Annotated in this window: 13 protein-coding genes; 9 read left to right on the plus strand and 4 right to left on the minus strand. The window is 32.5% G+C overall.

Features of this window, described 5'->3' with window-relative positions; all coding sequences use genetic code 11:
• Positions 1 to 6 precede the first annotated feature (6 nt).
• The 8 genes from PQF96_RS03085 to PQF96_RS03120 all read left to right on the plus strand — a co-directional run bounded on the left by PQF96_RS03085 (position 7) and on the right by PQF96_RS03120 (position 9438).
• Positions 7 to 4848 carry a DUF6443 domain-containing protein gene (locus PQF96_RS03085; protein ID WP_271765054.1) on the plus strand — a complete coding sequence of 1614 codons (4842 nt, stop codon included), beginning with the start codon at positions 7 to 9 and terminating at the stop codon, positions 4846 to 4848.
• A gap of 1 nt (position 4849) precedes the next feature.
• Entirely contained in the window at positions 4850 to 5329 is a 480-nt protein-coding gene (locus PQF96_RS03090; RefSeq protein ID WP_271765055.1) for a hypothetical protein, read from the plus strand.
• A 561-nt stretch (positions 5330 to 5890) separates the two neighbouring features.
• The gene (locus PQF96_RS03095; protein ID WP_271765056.1) at positions 5891 to 6754 is read left to right on the plus strand and encodes an AraC family transcriptional regulator; all 864 of its coding nucleotides are present in this window, start codon (positions 5891 to 5893) and stop codon (positions 6752 to 6754) included.
• A 113-nt stretch (positions 6755 to 6867) separates the two neighbouring features.
• Positions 6868 to 7581 (plus strand): pirin family protein, encoded by a 714-nt coding sequence (locus PQF96_RS03100; protein WP_271765057.1) that lies wholly within the window; start codon positions 6868 to 6870, stop codon positions 7579 to 7581.
• Positions 7582 to 7592: 11 nt separating this feature from the next.
• Entirely contained in the window at positions 7593 to 8222 is a 630-nt protein-coding gene (locus PQF96_RS03105) for an NAD(P)H-dependent oxidoreductase (protein WP_271765058.1), read from the plus strand.
• Positions 8223 to 8823: 601 nt separating this feature from the next.
• Positions 8824 to 8997, plus strand: a complete 174-nt coding sequence (locus PQF96_RS03110) for a hypothetical protein (protein ID WP_271765059.1) — start codon at positions 8824 to 8826, stop codon at positions 8995 to 8997.
• Positions 8998 to 9033: 36 nt separating this feature from the next.
• Positions 9034 to 9213, plus strand: a complete 180-nt coding sequence (locus PQF96_RS03115; protein WP_271765060.1) for a hypothetical protein — start codon at positions 9034 to 9036, stop codon at positions 9211 to 9213.
• 48 nt (positions 9214 to 9261) lie between these two features.
• Complete coding sequence (locus PQF96_RS03120) at positions 9262 to 9438, plus strand: hypothetical protein (RefSeq protein ID WP_271765061.1); 177 nt, start codon at positions 9262 to 9264, stop codon at positions 9436 to 9438.
• A 176-nt stretch (positions 9439 to 9614) separates the two neighbouring features.
• Here the strand turns inward: PQF96_RS03120 and rimO are convergent, their stop codons facing one another.
• Positions 9615 to 10916 (minus strand): 30S ribosomal protein S12 methylthiotransferase RimO, encoded by a 1302-nt coding sequence (gene rimO / locus PQF96_RS03125; RefSeq protein ID WP_271765062.1) that lies wholly within the window; start codon positions 10914 to 10916, stop codon positions 9615 to 9617.
• A 138-nt stretch (positions 10917 to 11054) separates the two neighbouring features.
• On the opposite strand from rimO, the gene PQF96_RS03130 reads away from it, so the two are divergent.
• On the plus strand, positions 11055 to 12167 hold the full coding sequence (locus PQF96_RS03130) for a serine hydrolase domain-containing protein (protein WP_271765063.1): 1113 nt from the start codon (positions 11055 to 11057) through the stop codon (positions 12165 to 12167).
• Between the two features lie 8 nt (positions 12168 to 12175).
• Here the strand turns inward: PQF96_RS03130 and PQF96_RS03135 are convergent, their stop codons facing one another.
• The 3 genes from PQF96_RS03135 to PQF96_RS03145 are packed head-to-tail and all read right to left on the minus strand — an operon-like array spanning position 12176 to position 16148.
• Entirely contained in the window at positions 12176 to 14617 is a 2442-nt protein-coding gene (locus tag PQF96_RS03135; RefSeq protein WP_271765064.1) for a TonB-dependent receptor plug domain-containing protein, read from the minus strand.
• Between the two features lie 37 nt (positions 14618 to 14654).
• Complete coding sequence (locus PQF96_RS03140) at positions 14655 to 15575, minus strand: FecR family protein (RefSeq protein WP_271765065.1); 921 nt, start codon at positions 15573 to 15575, stop codon at positions 14655 to 14657.
• 54 nt (positions 15576 to 15629) lie between these two features.
• Positions 15630 to 16148, minus strand: a complete 519-nt coding sequence (locus tag PQF96_RS03145) for an RNA polymerase sigma factor (RefSeq protein ID WP_200825128.1) — start codon at positions 16146 to 16148, stop codon at positions 15630 to 15632.
• Positions 16149 to 16234: the final 86 nt, after the last annotated feature.

Genomic DNA, 16234 nt, shown 5'->3' on the forward strand with positions numbered 1-16234 from the left:
AAAAAAATGAATAAGCTAATAACTATATTTCTGTTAGAACTCAAGCATGCTTTTTTTGTAGGGTGCAAGAGTAATACTAAAATTAAAACATTTCTTATTACACTAGTAATAGGAATGTTTATGACCTTTTCCTATGCTCAGGTTCAATCAGCTTCATCAACTAATTCAAGTACAATAGGTATAAATCCAGGAAACCCTGCAGGTCCGGGAGATCCAATTGGCCCTATAGATCCAATTGATCCAACACCTACAACTAAAGATGCTTATAGAGATGCTGATGGAGATGGATGGGGAAATCCAAATGATAAAATAACGTATACACCTAATATATTTAATTCTGATCCGCCTGCTGGATATATTCTTAGAGCAGGTGATTGTGATGACACTAATGATCAGGTATACCCAAGAACATGGTATCTAGATTTTGATAAGGATGGTTATGGAAACGAAGCCAATTTAAGTAATTTAGAACCTTTTGATTTTGTTAAATATAATTATCCTATTCCAGATGTGTTTACGCAAATATTTCCTCCTTCACAAACACCGACACGTATTACAATTACTGAAACGACATTTATGAGTTGTACTCCTCCTGCTGGACCGTATAATTACTCAATACAAAATGGAGATTGTACTGATAAAAACCATGAATTTTTCCCTTATAAAAAATGGTACCGCGATAGTGATGGAGATACCTTTGGGAATGATGCTGATACTAAAACACAATGTACTCAACCAACAGGATATGTAGCCATTGGAAAAGATTGTGATGATACAAATGATCAGATAATTCCCAAATATTGGTATCGTGATGGAGATGGAGATGGTTGGGGGGAATTTCACCTTATTCCTGATTCTAGCCAAAATATATTACCTCCGTATATAAAATTAGAATGTTCAAAGCCAGATGGTTTTGTAGCAAAAATAGGAGATTGTGATGATACAAATAATCTTTTAAACGCAAGTGTATGGTACGTAGATAATGATGGAGATGGGTTTGGTAGTACCACAGTAGGGGCTTTAAACCAGTGTGTTGTTTCACTCTCTGGACATGCTAAAAGTAAAGACGACCTCGATGATGCTAACGGGAATATTACCAATATACCTCCTAGATATTTTTATAAGGATGGTGATAATGATGGATTTGGAGATCCTAATGACAATGTGTATTACAGTGAACAACCAGATGGGTATGTCACTAACAATGAAGATAAATGCCCGAATGAATATGGAACACAAAAAGGATGTGTATTTACACCTCATGAACTAACTTTATCTAATGAGAGTTATGTCTTTACTAGGGTGTATCAAGAAGAAATGTCATTGCCTAGTGAAATAAAATATAATAAAGATGTAATTGAAAATGTCACTTATTTTGATGGATTAGGAAGACCTATGCAGCAAAGAGCCATCAAAGCCTCTCCCGATGCCAAAGATATTGTATCCCATATAGAATATGATGATTTTGGTAGACAAAACAAACAATATCTTCCTTTTGAGGCAACGAATACTGTTGGGAGTTATAAATCGGTAGATGTAATTAATGATGTTAATACCTATTATAAAAATACATATTCAGACGACTTTCCTGGGATTACGACCAATCTGGGAGATGTTAATGCTTATAGTGAAAGTGTGTTTGAGGCTTCTCCTCTAAACAGGGTTACAGAACAAGGTGCACCCGGAAAAGCATGGAAAGCTGATCCCAACAGTGATACCGATCATACCATCAAATTTGACTGGAGTACCAATACCACTAATGAAGTAGTGAATTTTACTGTAACCTTTACAGGAGGTGATACCGAAAAGCCACAATTGATAAAAAACAATTATTATCTGGCTAATCAATTGTATGTAACCATCACTAAGGATGAGAATTGGACTCCAACAGATGGAGACTTACATACCACCAGAGAATATAAAGACAAACAAGGACGTGTTATTCTAAAACGTACATACAATAGTTCTTCTACAGGAAGTATTGAAGTGCATGACACATACTATGTGTATGATCGTTTTGAGAATCTTACCTATGTGATTCCCCCAAAGGTAAACACCAATGATGGAGTATCGAACAATGAACTTGCCGAACTGTGCTACCAATATACCTATGATCACAGAAATAGACTGATAGAAAAGAAAATCCCGGGAAAAGGAAAGGAATATATCATTTATAACACTTTGGATCAACCTGTGTTTACTCAAGATACTTTGTTAAAACAAAGCAACCTATGGTTGTTTACCAAGTATGATGCGTTGGGTAGGGTAATCTATACAGGAAAATACACCGATAGTCGTGATCGAGAAACTATACAAATCGATGTAAATGCCACTACCTCTCTTTGGGAAAAAAGAAGTCCTGCTACAACACTAGGTGGTACAGCAATCTATTATAGTAATGATGCATTCCCAAATACAAATCTCGAGCTCTTAACCATCAATTATTACGACAATTATACTTTTGATATCGATGGATTGACTAATCCCGGAACAGTATATGCAGAAACCATAGACATAAACACCAAGTCTTTACCTACAGGAAGCAAAGTACGCGTATTGGATACCAATGATTGGATTACTACAGTGACCTATTATGATGATAAATCAAGACCGATATATGTAGCCAGTAAGAATGATTATCTAAACACAACAGATATTATAGAAAGCAAACTGGACTTTGTGGGTAAAGTAGAAGAAACCACTACCCGACATACCAAAGGCAGTAATACAGCAATAGTAACCATTGATAAATTCACCTATGATCATATGGGGAGACTTCTTACTCAAACCCAAAAGATCAATGCACAGGATACAGAGCAGATTGTAAGCAATACCTATGATGTCCTTGGACAACTCAAACAAAAGGATGTGGGCGGCACTTCGACTCCGCTCAGTGGCAGCAATGGAACCCTGAGCGTAGTCGAAGGGTTACAAACCGTAGATTACACCTATAACATACGAGGATGGCTTACAGGAATTAATGATATCAATACTATCGGTGATGACCTGTTTTCTTTTAGAATTCGCTACGATGATGTAGCTGCAGCATACCAGGATAAAGCCTTGTATAATGGAAATATAAGTCAAACCTATTGGCGTACAGCCAATCAGGATAATAGTATCAAAGCCTATACGTATTCTTATGATGCCTTAAATAGAATTACCCAGGCGGCAAGTGGTAGTGGTAATTATGACTTGAGTGGTATTACCTATGATAAAATGGGAAATATCCTATCTCTAAACCGAACAGGACATCTTAATGAAGCGGCTACTTCTTTTGGGGTAATGGATAATTTAGGATATACCTATAATGCGGGAAACAAACTCCTAAAAGTTACAGATACAGGAAATACCACCTTTGGATTTAAAGATGGTAACAATACCAATGATGATTTTGAATATGACGAGAATGGAAACATGAAAATTGATCGTAACAAAGGCATCACCGGGATTACGTATAATCATTTGAATTTACCCAAAACAGTTTCTATCTCCAATAGCGAAGGAACAGGAAATATTAGCTATATTTACGATGCCACGGGAGCAAAATTGAAAAAGATTGTAACTGAGGGAAGTTCTTTAATAGATACTGAGTACGCAGGTAACCACATCTATAAAAATGGTACTTTACAATATATGGGTACTTCAGAAGGATATGCAACACCTAAGGTCACCCCGAGCGGAGTCGAGGGGTATCGATATATATACCAGTTCAAAGATCATTTAGATAATACTCGTTTAAGTTATACTAAAAATGATACAGGTAATCTTGAAATCATAGAAGAGAATAATTATTATCCTTTTGGACTAAAACACAAAGGATATAATAATACTGTATCTTCTTTAGGAAATTCTACAGCACAACTATTGAAGTTTGGTGGAAAAGAAGAACAAAATGAGCTAGGATTAGCATTGTTAGATTTTCATGCTAGAAGTTATGATCCTGCTATTGCTCGTTGGACATCCATAGACCCTGTGACCCATTTTAATGTGTCCACTTATACAACTTTTGATAACAACCCTGTATATTTTGCCGATCCTTCTGGAACTACTACTGTAAGTTCTATAATGGCAGCTTTTAATGCGTCAGGAAATGGAAAAACTACATGGAATTCTAATGGAGAAGGTGGATTTTGTGATGATTGTCCAAAAGAGGGGCAAACCAAACAAGTGCCAGGTCCGCAATTAGGTGTTGATGGTCCACTAGGTTCTGAAACTCAACATTATCACGCTGGAGGAGGTGGAAAATTCAGAGATGCAGCAGCAGGATGGTATTCGCAGAATCAATATTTTGAATTATTTAGATCTCAAATAAGAGCTATCGGTCAAGGACGAGCTTCTATCGAATCACTCCACAATTATGGATTTACAGATGAAGTGTTATTGTCAATGACTTCATGGGCTTTACAAGCTTATGATTATTATGGAGGAAAAACCCCTTTAAATCAAGGGAATACAGAAGCAATGGGGGTTGATTCCCCGTTTTTTGGGCTCGGTGTTTCTAGGTTAATGACTAGACTTGCTAGACGGAATATTTTTTCTTTTTGGTCAGGAAGAGGAACCGAATACGCTGCAAAAAATGCTGGATTTAGAGTGATTGGAGAAACTAGAGCTGGTAAGAATATGATAAAATTAACAGCACAGCTTGGTGAAAAGCAATCTACTCGATTTTGGGATAAATTGTCTGCTGCCTTAGCACAATCATACAAACCAGGTAGTACAGCTCATGTAACTCTATCTAGAAGTTTTATGAAAACTCCTAAATTTCAAAATTCTACATGGATCAGAATTGAAAAACGTATTTTAGATGCCAATGGCGTAAATATTAAGTACACTTATATAAAGTAAAATGAATATAAAAAAAATTTATAAAAAAATAATCCCACCTGATACTTATAAAGACAGAAAGGACTTCTACAATGAAGATTTAATAGATAACCTTACCAGTCAAGAAAAGGTGTTGATTGAAAATATGTTAATTGAAGATTTAAAATCTAGACATGATCTATTAATAATAGAAACATTAGCCTATATGAAAGCTGAAAAATCAATAGAGGTTATTGAAAAAAGATTAGAGAGTGTTGAAGAACCATTCGACAAAATTATAATAGCTTGGTTTCTCTATAATCTCAATAAAGATAAAAGTAGAATGGTTGATATTGCATATAATAATTTCTTATTAATTAATGATGATTATGTTAAAACCCGTTTATTTTATTATTTAGGAAAATTCAAGGAAAATAAACTTAATTTGATTTTAGAAACATATGCAAATAATAAAAACATTTTATTGTCTGAGAATTCTAAAGCTGCCTTAGAACGACAATAAAACTGCTCTACATGGTTTACAATTGAATTAGTAGATTAACAATAAATAGTAATAAACAGTTACAGGTTTTAAAATTCTGTAACTGTTTAACCTCATTTCATAAAAAACTTCTATGACAAAATAACTACTTCAAAGGAAAACAAACCAAAACCAATCGTCTATGGAACCTATGAATGTATTCTACCGGATATTTCATGAAGATTTACCCCCCGCTGGGTTATAGTATGTGCTAGTTCGAGTTTTTAACTCGGACTTCCATAAGAGTAAGAAAAATACAAAGAACCCGATCGCTCGGATATGATAGTGCGGAAATGTTTTCCGTGCAGCATATGAGTAAGCGGTAAGAGTAATAAATAAATGATACTAAGTCCACAGCAGCAATGTTGTGGATTTTTTCATTTTGCAAAGCAAAATAAAAAAACTTAGATGTTTAAAACGTTATTTGTGTTATGGCAACTAGAAAAGATAATGGCAGAGCATATTTTACCAACAATTATCAATCTTAAATAGCTATATTTAGATTGAGAAAAAATCAATTACCTAGTTCGTTTAATCAATTTTATGCCTTCGTCCATTAAAACTTATGAGTTTGTAGATCGATCAAATGATCAAATGACTTTTGATATTAAGAAAACAGAAGGTATGTATGAGGCAAACAAAGGCAAACTAGATGAACCTCATCGTCATCATTTCTATACTATACTCTTTATAAAAAAAGCTAAAGGAAAACATATCATAGATTTTACAACCTATGACCTGGAGAATCACCAGGTATTTTTTATAAGCCCCGGACAAATTCATCAGGTCATCGAAGAACATAAATCTTATGGTTGGGTAATTACATTCTCCAGGCAATTTCTAACCGAAAATAATATTGACTATCATTTTATTGAAGATATTAATCTTTTTACAGATTATGGAAAATCACCACCTTTACCTTTAAATTCTGAACAGGTATACCTATTAAATATGTACTGTGATCAAATCTATAGTACTCTACGCTCTCATACAAAATTTAAATATCATGCTTTGGGAGCATTACTTAAATTATTCCTAATATCCTGTAATAATATTTGTGATCTGGATCAAAAAAACATCCAACAGATTCATGCTGGATCCACAATATTAAAGGATTACAAGACCTTAGTTGAAAATCATTTTTCAGAATGGCATTTGGTTCATCAATATGCAGAAGCATTACACGTCACACCTGATCATCTTAATCGAACTGTAAAATCTTTGATCGGTAGAACAGCAAAAGAATATCTCCAATCACGTATCACAATTGCCGCAAAGCGCATGTTATTCTTTTCTGATCATACTACTAAAGAAATTGCATATGCACTTGGGTTCTCTGAGCCATCCAATTTTAGTAATTTTTTCAAAAAATGTACAGGAATCTCACCTTCTCAATTTAAAAAGTAATCCAATATCGGATTTTGATATGACTACCTCGTATTCTTATATTCTTTTTAGACTTAAAAAGTATCAATTTTGTAGTGTAATAAAGAAATACCATATAAAAGAAAGGATATAAAATGAAAACTATTGTGCATAAAGCAGATACCAGAGGAAAAGCAGATCACGGATGGTTACACTCTAATCACTCTTTTAGTTTTGCCAATTATTATAACCCCGAAAGAATGAATTTTGGTGCTTTAAGGGTATTAAATGATGATGTAGTGTCAGCGGGAATGGGATTTGGTAAACATCCACATGATAATATGGAAATTATCTCTATTCCATTAGAAGGAGATTTAGAACATAAAGATAGTATGGGCAATACTACGGTTATAAAACAAGGTGATATACAAATAATGAGTGCCGGTACCGGAATTTTTCATAGTGAGTACAATAAAAATAATGATGCTCCCGTAAAATTTCTGCAAATCTGGATAATTCCTAATCAAAAAAATGTAATACCGCGTTATGATCAAATTACTTTGCAAGAAAGTGAATTAAAAAACCAATTATTACAAGTCCTCTCTCCTAACTCTAAAGATTCTGGAGTTTGGATTCATCAGAATGCCTGGTTTCACATAGGAAAGTTCGAAAAAGGAAATTCTATATCCTATGAATTAAAGAATCCTAATAATGGAGTATACGCATTCATACTTGAAGGAGATATGAATATAGAAGGACAAAGCCTAAACAAAAGAGATGGATTTGGTGTCTGGGATACTACTAAAATTAATATTATCGCAGATAGTGAATCCAAAATATTACTAATGGAAGTACCAATGTCAATTTAAAATCATTAATAATGGAATTAATACAAAACCTAAAATGGCGATATGCCACCAAAAAATTTGATCCAACACAGAAAATTTCTGAAACTGATCTCGAAAAAATCAAGGAAGCGATTTCGTTATCTGCCTCATCTTATGGGTTACAACCGTATACTGTTTTAATTATAGAAAATCCAGAATTACGGAAACAACTACAACCCGTGTCTTGGGGACAATCCCAAATAGTCGATGCATCATACTTGGTTGTTTTTTGTAATCATACCAAAGTAGGGGCAGAAACCATTGATAGTTATTTAAAATTAAAAGCAGATATCCAAAACCTTAACATTGAAGATCTAGAAGGATATGGAGACTTTATGAAGTCAAAAATTGGAGAATTAAATGATGATGCCATTAAGAACTGGACAGCAAGACAAACATATATAGGTTTGGGTAATTTGTTAGCCGCCTGTGCAGAGCTAAAAATAGATGCATGTCCTATGGAAGGTTTTGAACCCGAAGAATATGATACCATTTTGGGATTATCAGAAAAAGGTTTATCTGCATCAGTAATTGCTACAATTGGATATCGATCTGATGAGGATATAACTAAAGATAGTAAAAAGGTACGCAAACCTATTTCAGAATTATTTCAGGTATTATAAAATATCAAAGTAAAGTAAGGAGGTCTATATGTGAAAAATTTAGACCTCTTTTTATATTATACATCCTATTTCTTATTTAAACCTATTTTAAAACATATAAATTACAAGTCTTTTTTAGGCACAATTTTAATTGCTAATTCTAAAAAAAAGCGCAATTATTACGTTTTAAAACTCTAAAAATTATCAGATCATTTTTTTATCATTCAAATCTCTAAGAAGGTTATCGTATTTACTTATAAAAATTAACGAAAAACACGAAAACCATATTTTTTGATGAATTATTCATAAAAATACAATAAAAATCACCTCTAATATTACCATATTGTTAACATAATGCTTTTTTTAACCAATAATTAAGATGGTTATTTTTCAATAAAATGATTCAAAATTTGAAGAATAATCACCTTCTTCCTTTAGAGTATTGAATAATTCAAAACGTTCGCCTTAATTCAATTAAAAATACTTCAATTCACTTTTTTCGCCCTCCTTTTTTCGCAGGAAATTCATTAGCGAAACTTTAAGATTTTGTGTTGTTTTTTTAAATACATTTGCCGCCGATTTAAACGAACAAAATAAAAAGAACAAAATAAAATTTTAAATAATGATCAAAAAATTACCATTTCTACTAGCTGTTGTTGTAATCTTATTTTCATGCGAAGCAGAATCATTTGATTCATCAATCCCAACTCAGGAAAATAATACAGAAGAAGTACCTCCAGGAGATTCAAATCCAGAAATTACTAACCCTAATGATGGAACAACTATTAAAGAATAATTTGCCACAAATTTGCCTAACAAAATAAAATCTATAATGATGATCAAAAAATCACTATTTCTACTTGCTATTGTTGCTACTTTATTTTCATGTGAAGCAGAATCGTTTGATGAAAGCATTGCAACTATAGAAAACACTCCACAGGAAACCCCTGATCTTGAACCAGGAAAAATTATTGATACTTATATTGAAAGTGATGGTGGCTTAAACAACTAAACCTTTTGTTTTGCCACAAATTTACCCAACAAAATAAAATTTATAACGATGATCAAAAAATCATTATTTCTACTTTCAGTTATTACTATCTTATGTTCTTGCGAAGCAGAATCATTTGAAGAAAGTATTGCTACCACAGAAAACACTCCACAGGAAACCCCTGATGTTGAGCCAGGAAAAATTATTGACACCTATGTTGAAAGCAACCACGGTCTAAATAATTAAGATAAAAAGAGATCAATATTTCTCTTTTTTAAAAAATAGTTCTCTTTAACAATTTAGAGTTAGCCAAAAACATAAAAAAAGAGCCTGCTATTTAAAGAAAAGAAGCCCAAATGGGCTTCTTTTTGTATTAGAATTAAGTTGTATTATATATCTACTTAAAGAAGTTAGCTTGTTTACTAGACAGGTTCTCCATACAAATCAAAATCTTCTGCTTCATATATTTTGACTGTCGTAAATTCTCCTGTTTTAAGATAGTGTTTGGATGCATCAACCAATACTTCATTATCCACATCCGGAGAATCAAATTCGGTTCTACCTACAAAATAATTCCCTTCTTTACGATCAATAACTATTTTGTATTCATTACCAATTTTTTGTTGATTCAATTCCCATGAAATTTGAGATTGAATTTCCATAATTTCATTTGCACGGTCCATCTTTATTTCCTCAGGAACATCATCTTCAAGATTAAAGGCATGTGTATTTTCTTCATGTGAATATGTAAAACACCCTAAACGTTCAAAACGCATTTCTTTTACCCAATCTCTTAATGTCTCAAAATCCTCTTGCGTTTCTCCTGGATATCCAACAATAAGTGTAGTTCGAATTGTCATTTCTGGAACTGCATTTCTAAACTCCTTAAGTAACTTAGTTGTTTTTGCTTTAGTTGTCCCTCGTCGCATCGATTTTAATATTGGATCAGCAATATGTTGAAGCGGGATATCAATATAGTTACATACTTTTGGTTCTTCTTTCATTACCTTAAGTACTTCCATAGGAAATCCAGTTGGGAATGCATAATGCAAACGTATCCATTCAATACCATCTACCTTTACCAATGCTTTTAGTAAATCTGCTAGTTTTCTTTCTTTATAAAGATCCAAACCATAATATGTCAAATCCTGAGCAATAAGAACCAATTCTTTGACTCCGTCGGCAGCTAATTTTTCTGCTTCGGTTACAAGCTCTTCAATTGGTGTTGATTTATGACCTCCTCGCATCAAAGGGATTGCACAAAATGAACATGGACGATCACATCCTTCAGCAATTTTAAGGTACGCATAATTCTTTGGTGTCGTGGTTAAACGCTCTCCAATTAATTCATGCTTATAATCTGCTCCTAAAGCTTTTAATAACCCTGGAAGTTCGGTTGTACCAAAATATTTATCCACATCTGGAATTTCTTCTTCTAAATCTGGTTTGTATCTCTCGGATAAACATCCAGTTACAAAAACCTTATCAACTGTACCCTGCTCCTTCTTTTGCACATACTCCAAAATAGTATTTACAGACTCTTCTTTTGCATTTGCAATAAAACCACAAGTATTAATTACAACAATATTACCTTCCTCTTCATGAACCACCTCTTTGTTGTTTGCGCGCAATTGTCCCATCAGCACTTCGCTGTCATATACATTCTTACTACAACCTAATGTGACTACATTGATTTTATTCTTCTTTAATGTCTTTGTTCTCATATATTCTGGATAAAGGTCTGCAAAGATACGAGGATTAACTAAAGATCACCCTATAAATCCAATAACTCTGAATGTTACCTCTTCTCTTTATTAAACCTTTTGTAAATTAAATAGTCTAAATCTTTAAAACCTCAGTCTATGAAAAAGGTTGTTATATATAGTATAGCTATCACATTGTTGATGAACGCTTCATGCTCTGATAATGAATCTATAGATCAGACCTCTGATGAAACTATTATTACAAATACTACAAATAACAATACTCTGTATTTTCCACCAATAGATTCTGATATTTGGGAAACACTATCAGTTCAAGAACTTGGATGGAATACTAATAAAGAACAACCTCTATATGATTTTCTTGAAGCAAAAGGAACGAAAGCATTTATTATTCTAAAAAACGGAAAAATAATTATAGAAAAATATTTCAACGGATCTACTTCAACTGATATTAACCCTTGGTATTCTGCGGGAAAAACGCTCACGGCATTTACCGTTGGAATTGCTCAAGAAGAAAACCTACTAGACATTGATGAACCATCTGCTAACTACCTAGGTTCTGGATGGGCAAATATCTCTAGAGAACAGGAGGATGCTATCACAATAAGAAGTCACCTAACCATGACAACCGGTTTGGATTATACTATTACTAATCAAAATTGCACTGATCCTGACTGTTTAACTTACCTCAATGCTCCTGACAATTTTTGGTATTATCACAATGCTACTTATACCTTGGTCACCGATATCATTTCAAAGGCTTCTAATCAAGACTATAATGTATACTTTGATACAAAAGTAAAAAATAAAATCGGTATGGATGGTAGTTGGATAAAACTTGGTTTCTCTAACATTTACTATAGTACAGCACTAAGCATGGCACGTTTTGGATTATTGAACCTAAATAAAGGAGCATGGGATTCTACTGAGGTCCTTAATGACACGAATTATTTTTCGGAAATGACAACCACATCACAGGCATTAAATCAATCCTATGGCTATTTATGGTGGTTAAACGGAAAACCAAGCTTCAGAGCTCCCGCATTTGAAATATTATTTATGAGTGAATTAATACCAGAAGCGCCAGATGATCTAATTGCAGGTCTTGGCAAAAATGATCAAAAACTATATATAGTTCCTAGTCAAAACCTTGTAGTAGTTAGAATGGGTAATGATACTGGGGAAGCACTATTAGGACCTTCTAGTTTTGATAATGATTTATGGGAGAGAATCAATGCATTAATAAATTAATCCTTTTTTTAAAAAGACACTCTAAACGTTACATTTGGTGTTAGCCCTAAAGGGAATTCGTTTTCTTCCTGAAGTGCATTATTCTGATCAATTCTGTAATATTTATTGATTACATTTTGACTATTTGTAAGGTTCCAAACAGATACTCCTGTATGGGCTAAAACTCCTTTAGCTATTTTAAAATCATAGGTTGCCGAAATATCTAACCTTAAATATTCATCCAACCTACTACTATTTATTTTTTCAAAGTTAATATCATCACCTGATATAGGGTTGTCTGCTATTGGCTTGGTGGTAGGTAACCCAGAATTCCAATTTACCCCTGTTGATATTTTTAAATTATTAATTGTATATGATGCTCCTACTGCTAAAGAATGTCGTATATCTATATTGTTAGGAAACTCTTCATCGCTAAAGGCGGTAAAAATGTAATTGTTCTGAGCATGAGAATAACTCATCCATGTATTAATATCATTAAATCTTTTATTAATTAAAAAATCAACTCCAATTACGGTGTATTCGCCGATAGCGTCTTCTAACTCAAATTCATTACGAAACCTCTGTCCTTTGGCTTTTATCCCTTCTACTGTTTTATAATACCCCTCTATACTCATCAACAACCCTTTTCTATTATAATACAATCCTAAAGATGCTTGCTTACTTTTTATAATCGGTATTTCTTCTTCTTCAGACAGTATCCATTTTCTTTTTTCTATTCCCAAAAAATCATTTTGTTCATTTATTAATTGAGAAATGTTTTGATGCTTAAACTCCCCTAATACTTCTACATTAAAATATTTAAGAAATTTTTGGTTAAACGACAATCTTGGTTCAATAATGTGGCTATCAAATTTCTCATTAAAATTATATCGTACTCCAACATTTACTTTGGTTGATTTAGATTTATAATATAATTGAGAAAAAGTGCTATGCGTTCTTATTACTCTATTCTCTTTTATTCTAAACGGTGGTTCATCTATATCATTTAAAGTAGAGACTCCTGTTTCTATAAATTGATATCCATTGAGAAGTGTTATAGCTTCATTAAAATCATAATATGTTTTTAATTTTGCTCCTGTTTCTGAGACTATATTTTCTTGCAAAAATCGTTGCCCATCTTGAAAGTTTGCATTGACGGCTTTAAGTAAATAGTCTGTTTCATATACCTGAAGAACAGATTTAAATGTTTCACTCCAACTCCTCTCGTACCAAACTCCTCCTGCAAAACTATTTTGCATTAAACTACTTTGACGGGATTCTTCTATAATATTAGTATTAATATTTTCTGTAAATACTAATTCATTATTTATGGCCAAAAAATTAACTCTTAAGTTATCATTATCAGAAATATTATAATTCCACCGTAAACCAACATCATAAAAATCAAATATTATGTTTTCATTTTCAGGTGTTAGCTCACTATCTTGAGAAATTCTCTTAAAATACTCTTCATATGTAGGGCTTTCTACAACATCGCTTATCGATTTTCTTCCGGCTATTTGTAATGAAGATTTTTTTCCTATGGGGATATCCATAAAAGCATCTGCATTAATCATATTTAACCCAACACTCATATTGAAATCATCATTAACATTCTCATCTGTATTCATTATGATTGTTCCCGACACTCCATCTGTATATTCTGCATTTGTTCCATTTTTTAAAAGTACAGCTTTCTTGGTAAGCCTTGGGTTAAAAGCAGATATCAACCCGAAAAAATGACCAGATTGATACATTTTTATGCCGTCCCAAAGAATTAAATTTTGGTCATGAGTTCCTCCTCTTATATTAATATTAGACACTGTTTCATCTGCACTATGAATTCCAGGTAATGCCTGTACTGTTTGTAAAACATCTGTTTCTATAAGTCCGGGAAGAATATCAAAATTATTATAATCGATTTGCAAACTACCATCTGCAGATTTATCAATTCCCTTGGTGATATAATCATTAAGTATAACTTCTGATAATGTTTCTATTTTTGGATTCATAAAAATGGGAGCACACTCATTCGGTCTAAAAGAATCAGCCAACCGATATATCGTTCTATACCCTAAATGCCCTATTAAGATTGTTTCACGTGGGTTTGAAATCTCTAATTCAAAGCTTCCATCTTCTTTACTTATCGATGAGTTCTTTTTTCCTTGAATAGTTGCACTTTCGAGAGGAAGTCCTGTACGTTTGTCTTCTAATTTTCCACAAATAACAAAAGACACATTTTTTTTATTAATAGAAATAAAGTTATTTGCAAGTTTACGAAACTTCAAACTTGTTTCTTTCTTTAGAAATTCTAGAATTTGTTCAATCGAAATATTTCTTTTTGGTTTTGATACATAAATATTTTCTATCGTATCATCTGCATAAGTAAATTTATATTCGAAACGGTTTTCAAGATCAGAAATAATATCGACTAATAATATCTTATCATTTGAATTCTGGCTATAAGACAAGAACGCAAAAAATACAAAAAAAAGCCGTAATAATATGTTACTTTTTTGGCTTGTCTTTAAATAGTTTGATGTTATTGGTTGAGTCAAGGGTATAGTTAAGATCTAGGGGTAATGTTATTGATTTTAAGCCTTCTTCTAAATTTGTATGCACAAAACCTCCCGTAAATATACGCGAAGTATCTATATTCTCTAACGAAAAAACAACATCATATTGTCTTTCGAACTCATTAATTACCACATAAAAAGGAACACTCTTAAAACTACTTACATTACTCATCCATTCTGGCTGTTGATTTAATGTAGTATCAGAAGTTATCATTCCTTTTACAACTTTAAAAGTTTTACCTGCCGGTAATTTCTTTATATGATTTTTATATTTCACATTAACCAATCCTTCAAAGCATTGTACTTCAAAATACCCTTCACGATTCTTGACATTAAATTGTGTACCTAGCACACTCACTTTACCTGCATCTGTAATCACATCAAATTTTGATCCTTTAGCTACTTTAAAAAAAGCTTCTCCTTCGAGAGTTACTTCTCTTTTAGTAGTCCAGTCATTTTTATTAAATGTTATTTCTGACTTTGAATTTAACATTGCAGTAGAAGCATCTGGTAATTCTACAGAAATCTTCTCACTGATCATTGTCTCTATATTTGTATTAGAGTTTATGAAGAAAAGCGACCCTATACCTACTAATATTGCAAAAGCTGCTGCGATCTTAAGAAATGGTTTATACCAAGTATTATGTTCGACAGCAGGTGTTTTTTGTTGATCCAGCTTTGCATAGAAACTATCCAAATCTGCTACTTCAGAAACTTCAGAAGCTTTAAAGTTTCTGGCTCCTTCCATGATTTTGATATGCATATCATAATCATCCAATTTTTTGAATGCTTCCAGCTCTTCTTCGGTTAATTCCCCAATCAACCATTTTTCTATGAGATATTCTTTATTCATTTTTTTACACCCTTCTATATATAAAACAACTTAATGTTTCTTTTTCCTTTACAATTATTTAAAACCTTCTATTTCGCTTTTTAATTTTTTATATGCTGTATAGATTCTATTCTCCACTGCCTTACGCGTTACACCAAGCATTTCTGCGATTTCGATATGTTTTTTCCCTTCTACTTTATTTAATAAAAAAGCGACTCGCTGATCTTCTGTTAACCTGCTCAATGCAATCTGATACTTTTTCAAAAACTCCTTTTCTTCTATAATAAACTCTGGTGACTCATTTGTATATTCTTTTGGTTTATTCTCTCTGTGTCGTAGTACTACTTTTTGATGTTTTATCTCATTAAGCATCATATTTTTTGCAACACTGAAAACAAAAGCTTTTGCTTTAGAAGGAGTAACTTTTTTACAGTTATCTAATAACTTAATAAAAGCATCTTGCATTTTATCATTAGGACTCAGTGACTCACCATATTTATAATATAGATAGTTGTATAAATCTTTTGAATATTTCGTATAGATCTTAGAAAACATCTTTTCTTCGCAGACATCTTCTTGCAGCTCTTTTGGCATTTTTATAAAGTTTCTTGGGTTTAAATTTAGAAAAAACTAAAATAAAAAAGGGATTTTTAATATTTAGTTGTTATAATAGTATAATC

Source organism: Aquimarina algiphila (genome assembly GCF_947494415.1).
GTDB lineage: Bacteria > Bacteroidota > Bacteroidia > Flavobacteriales > Flavobacteriaceae > Aquimarina > Aquimarina algiphila.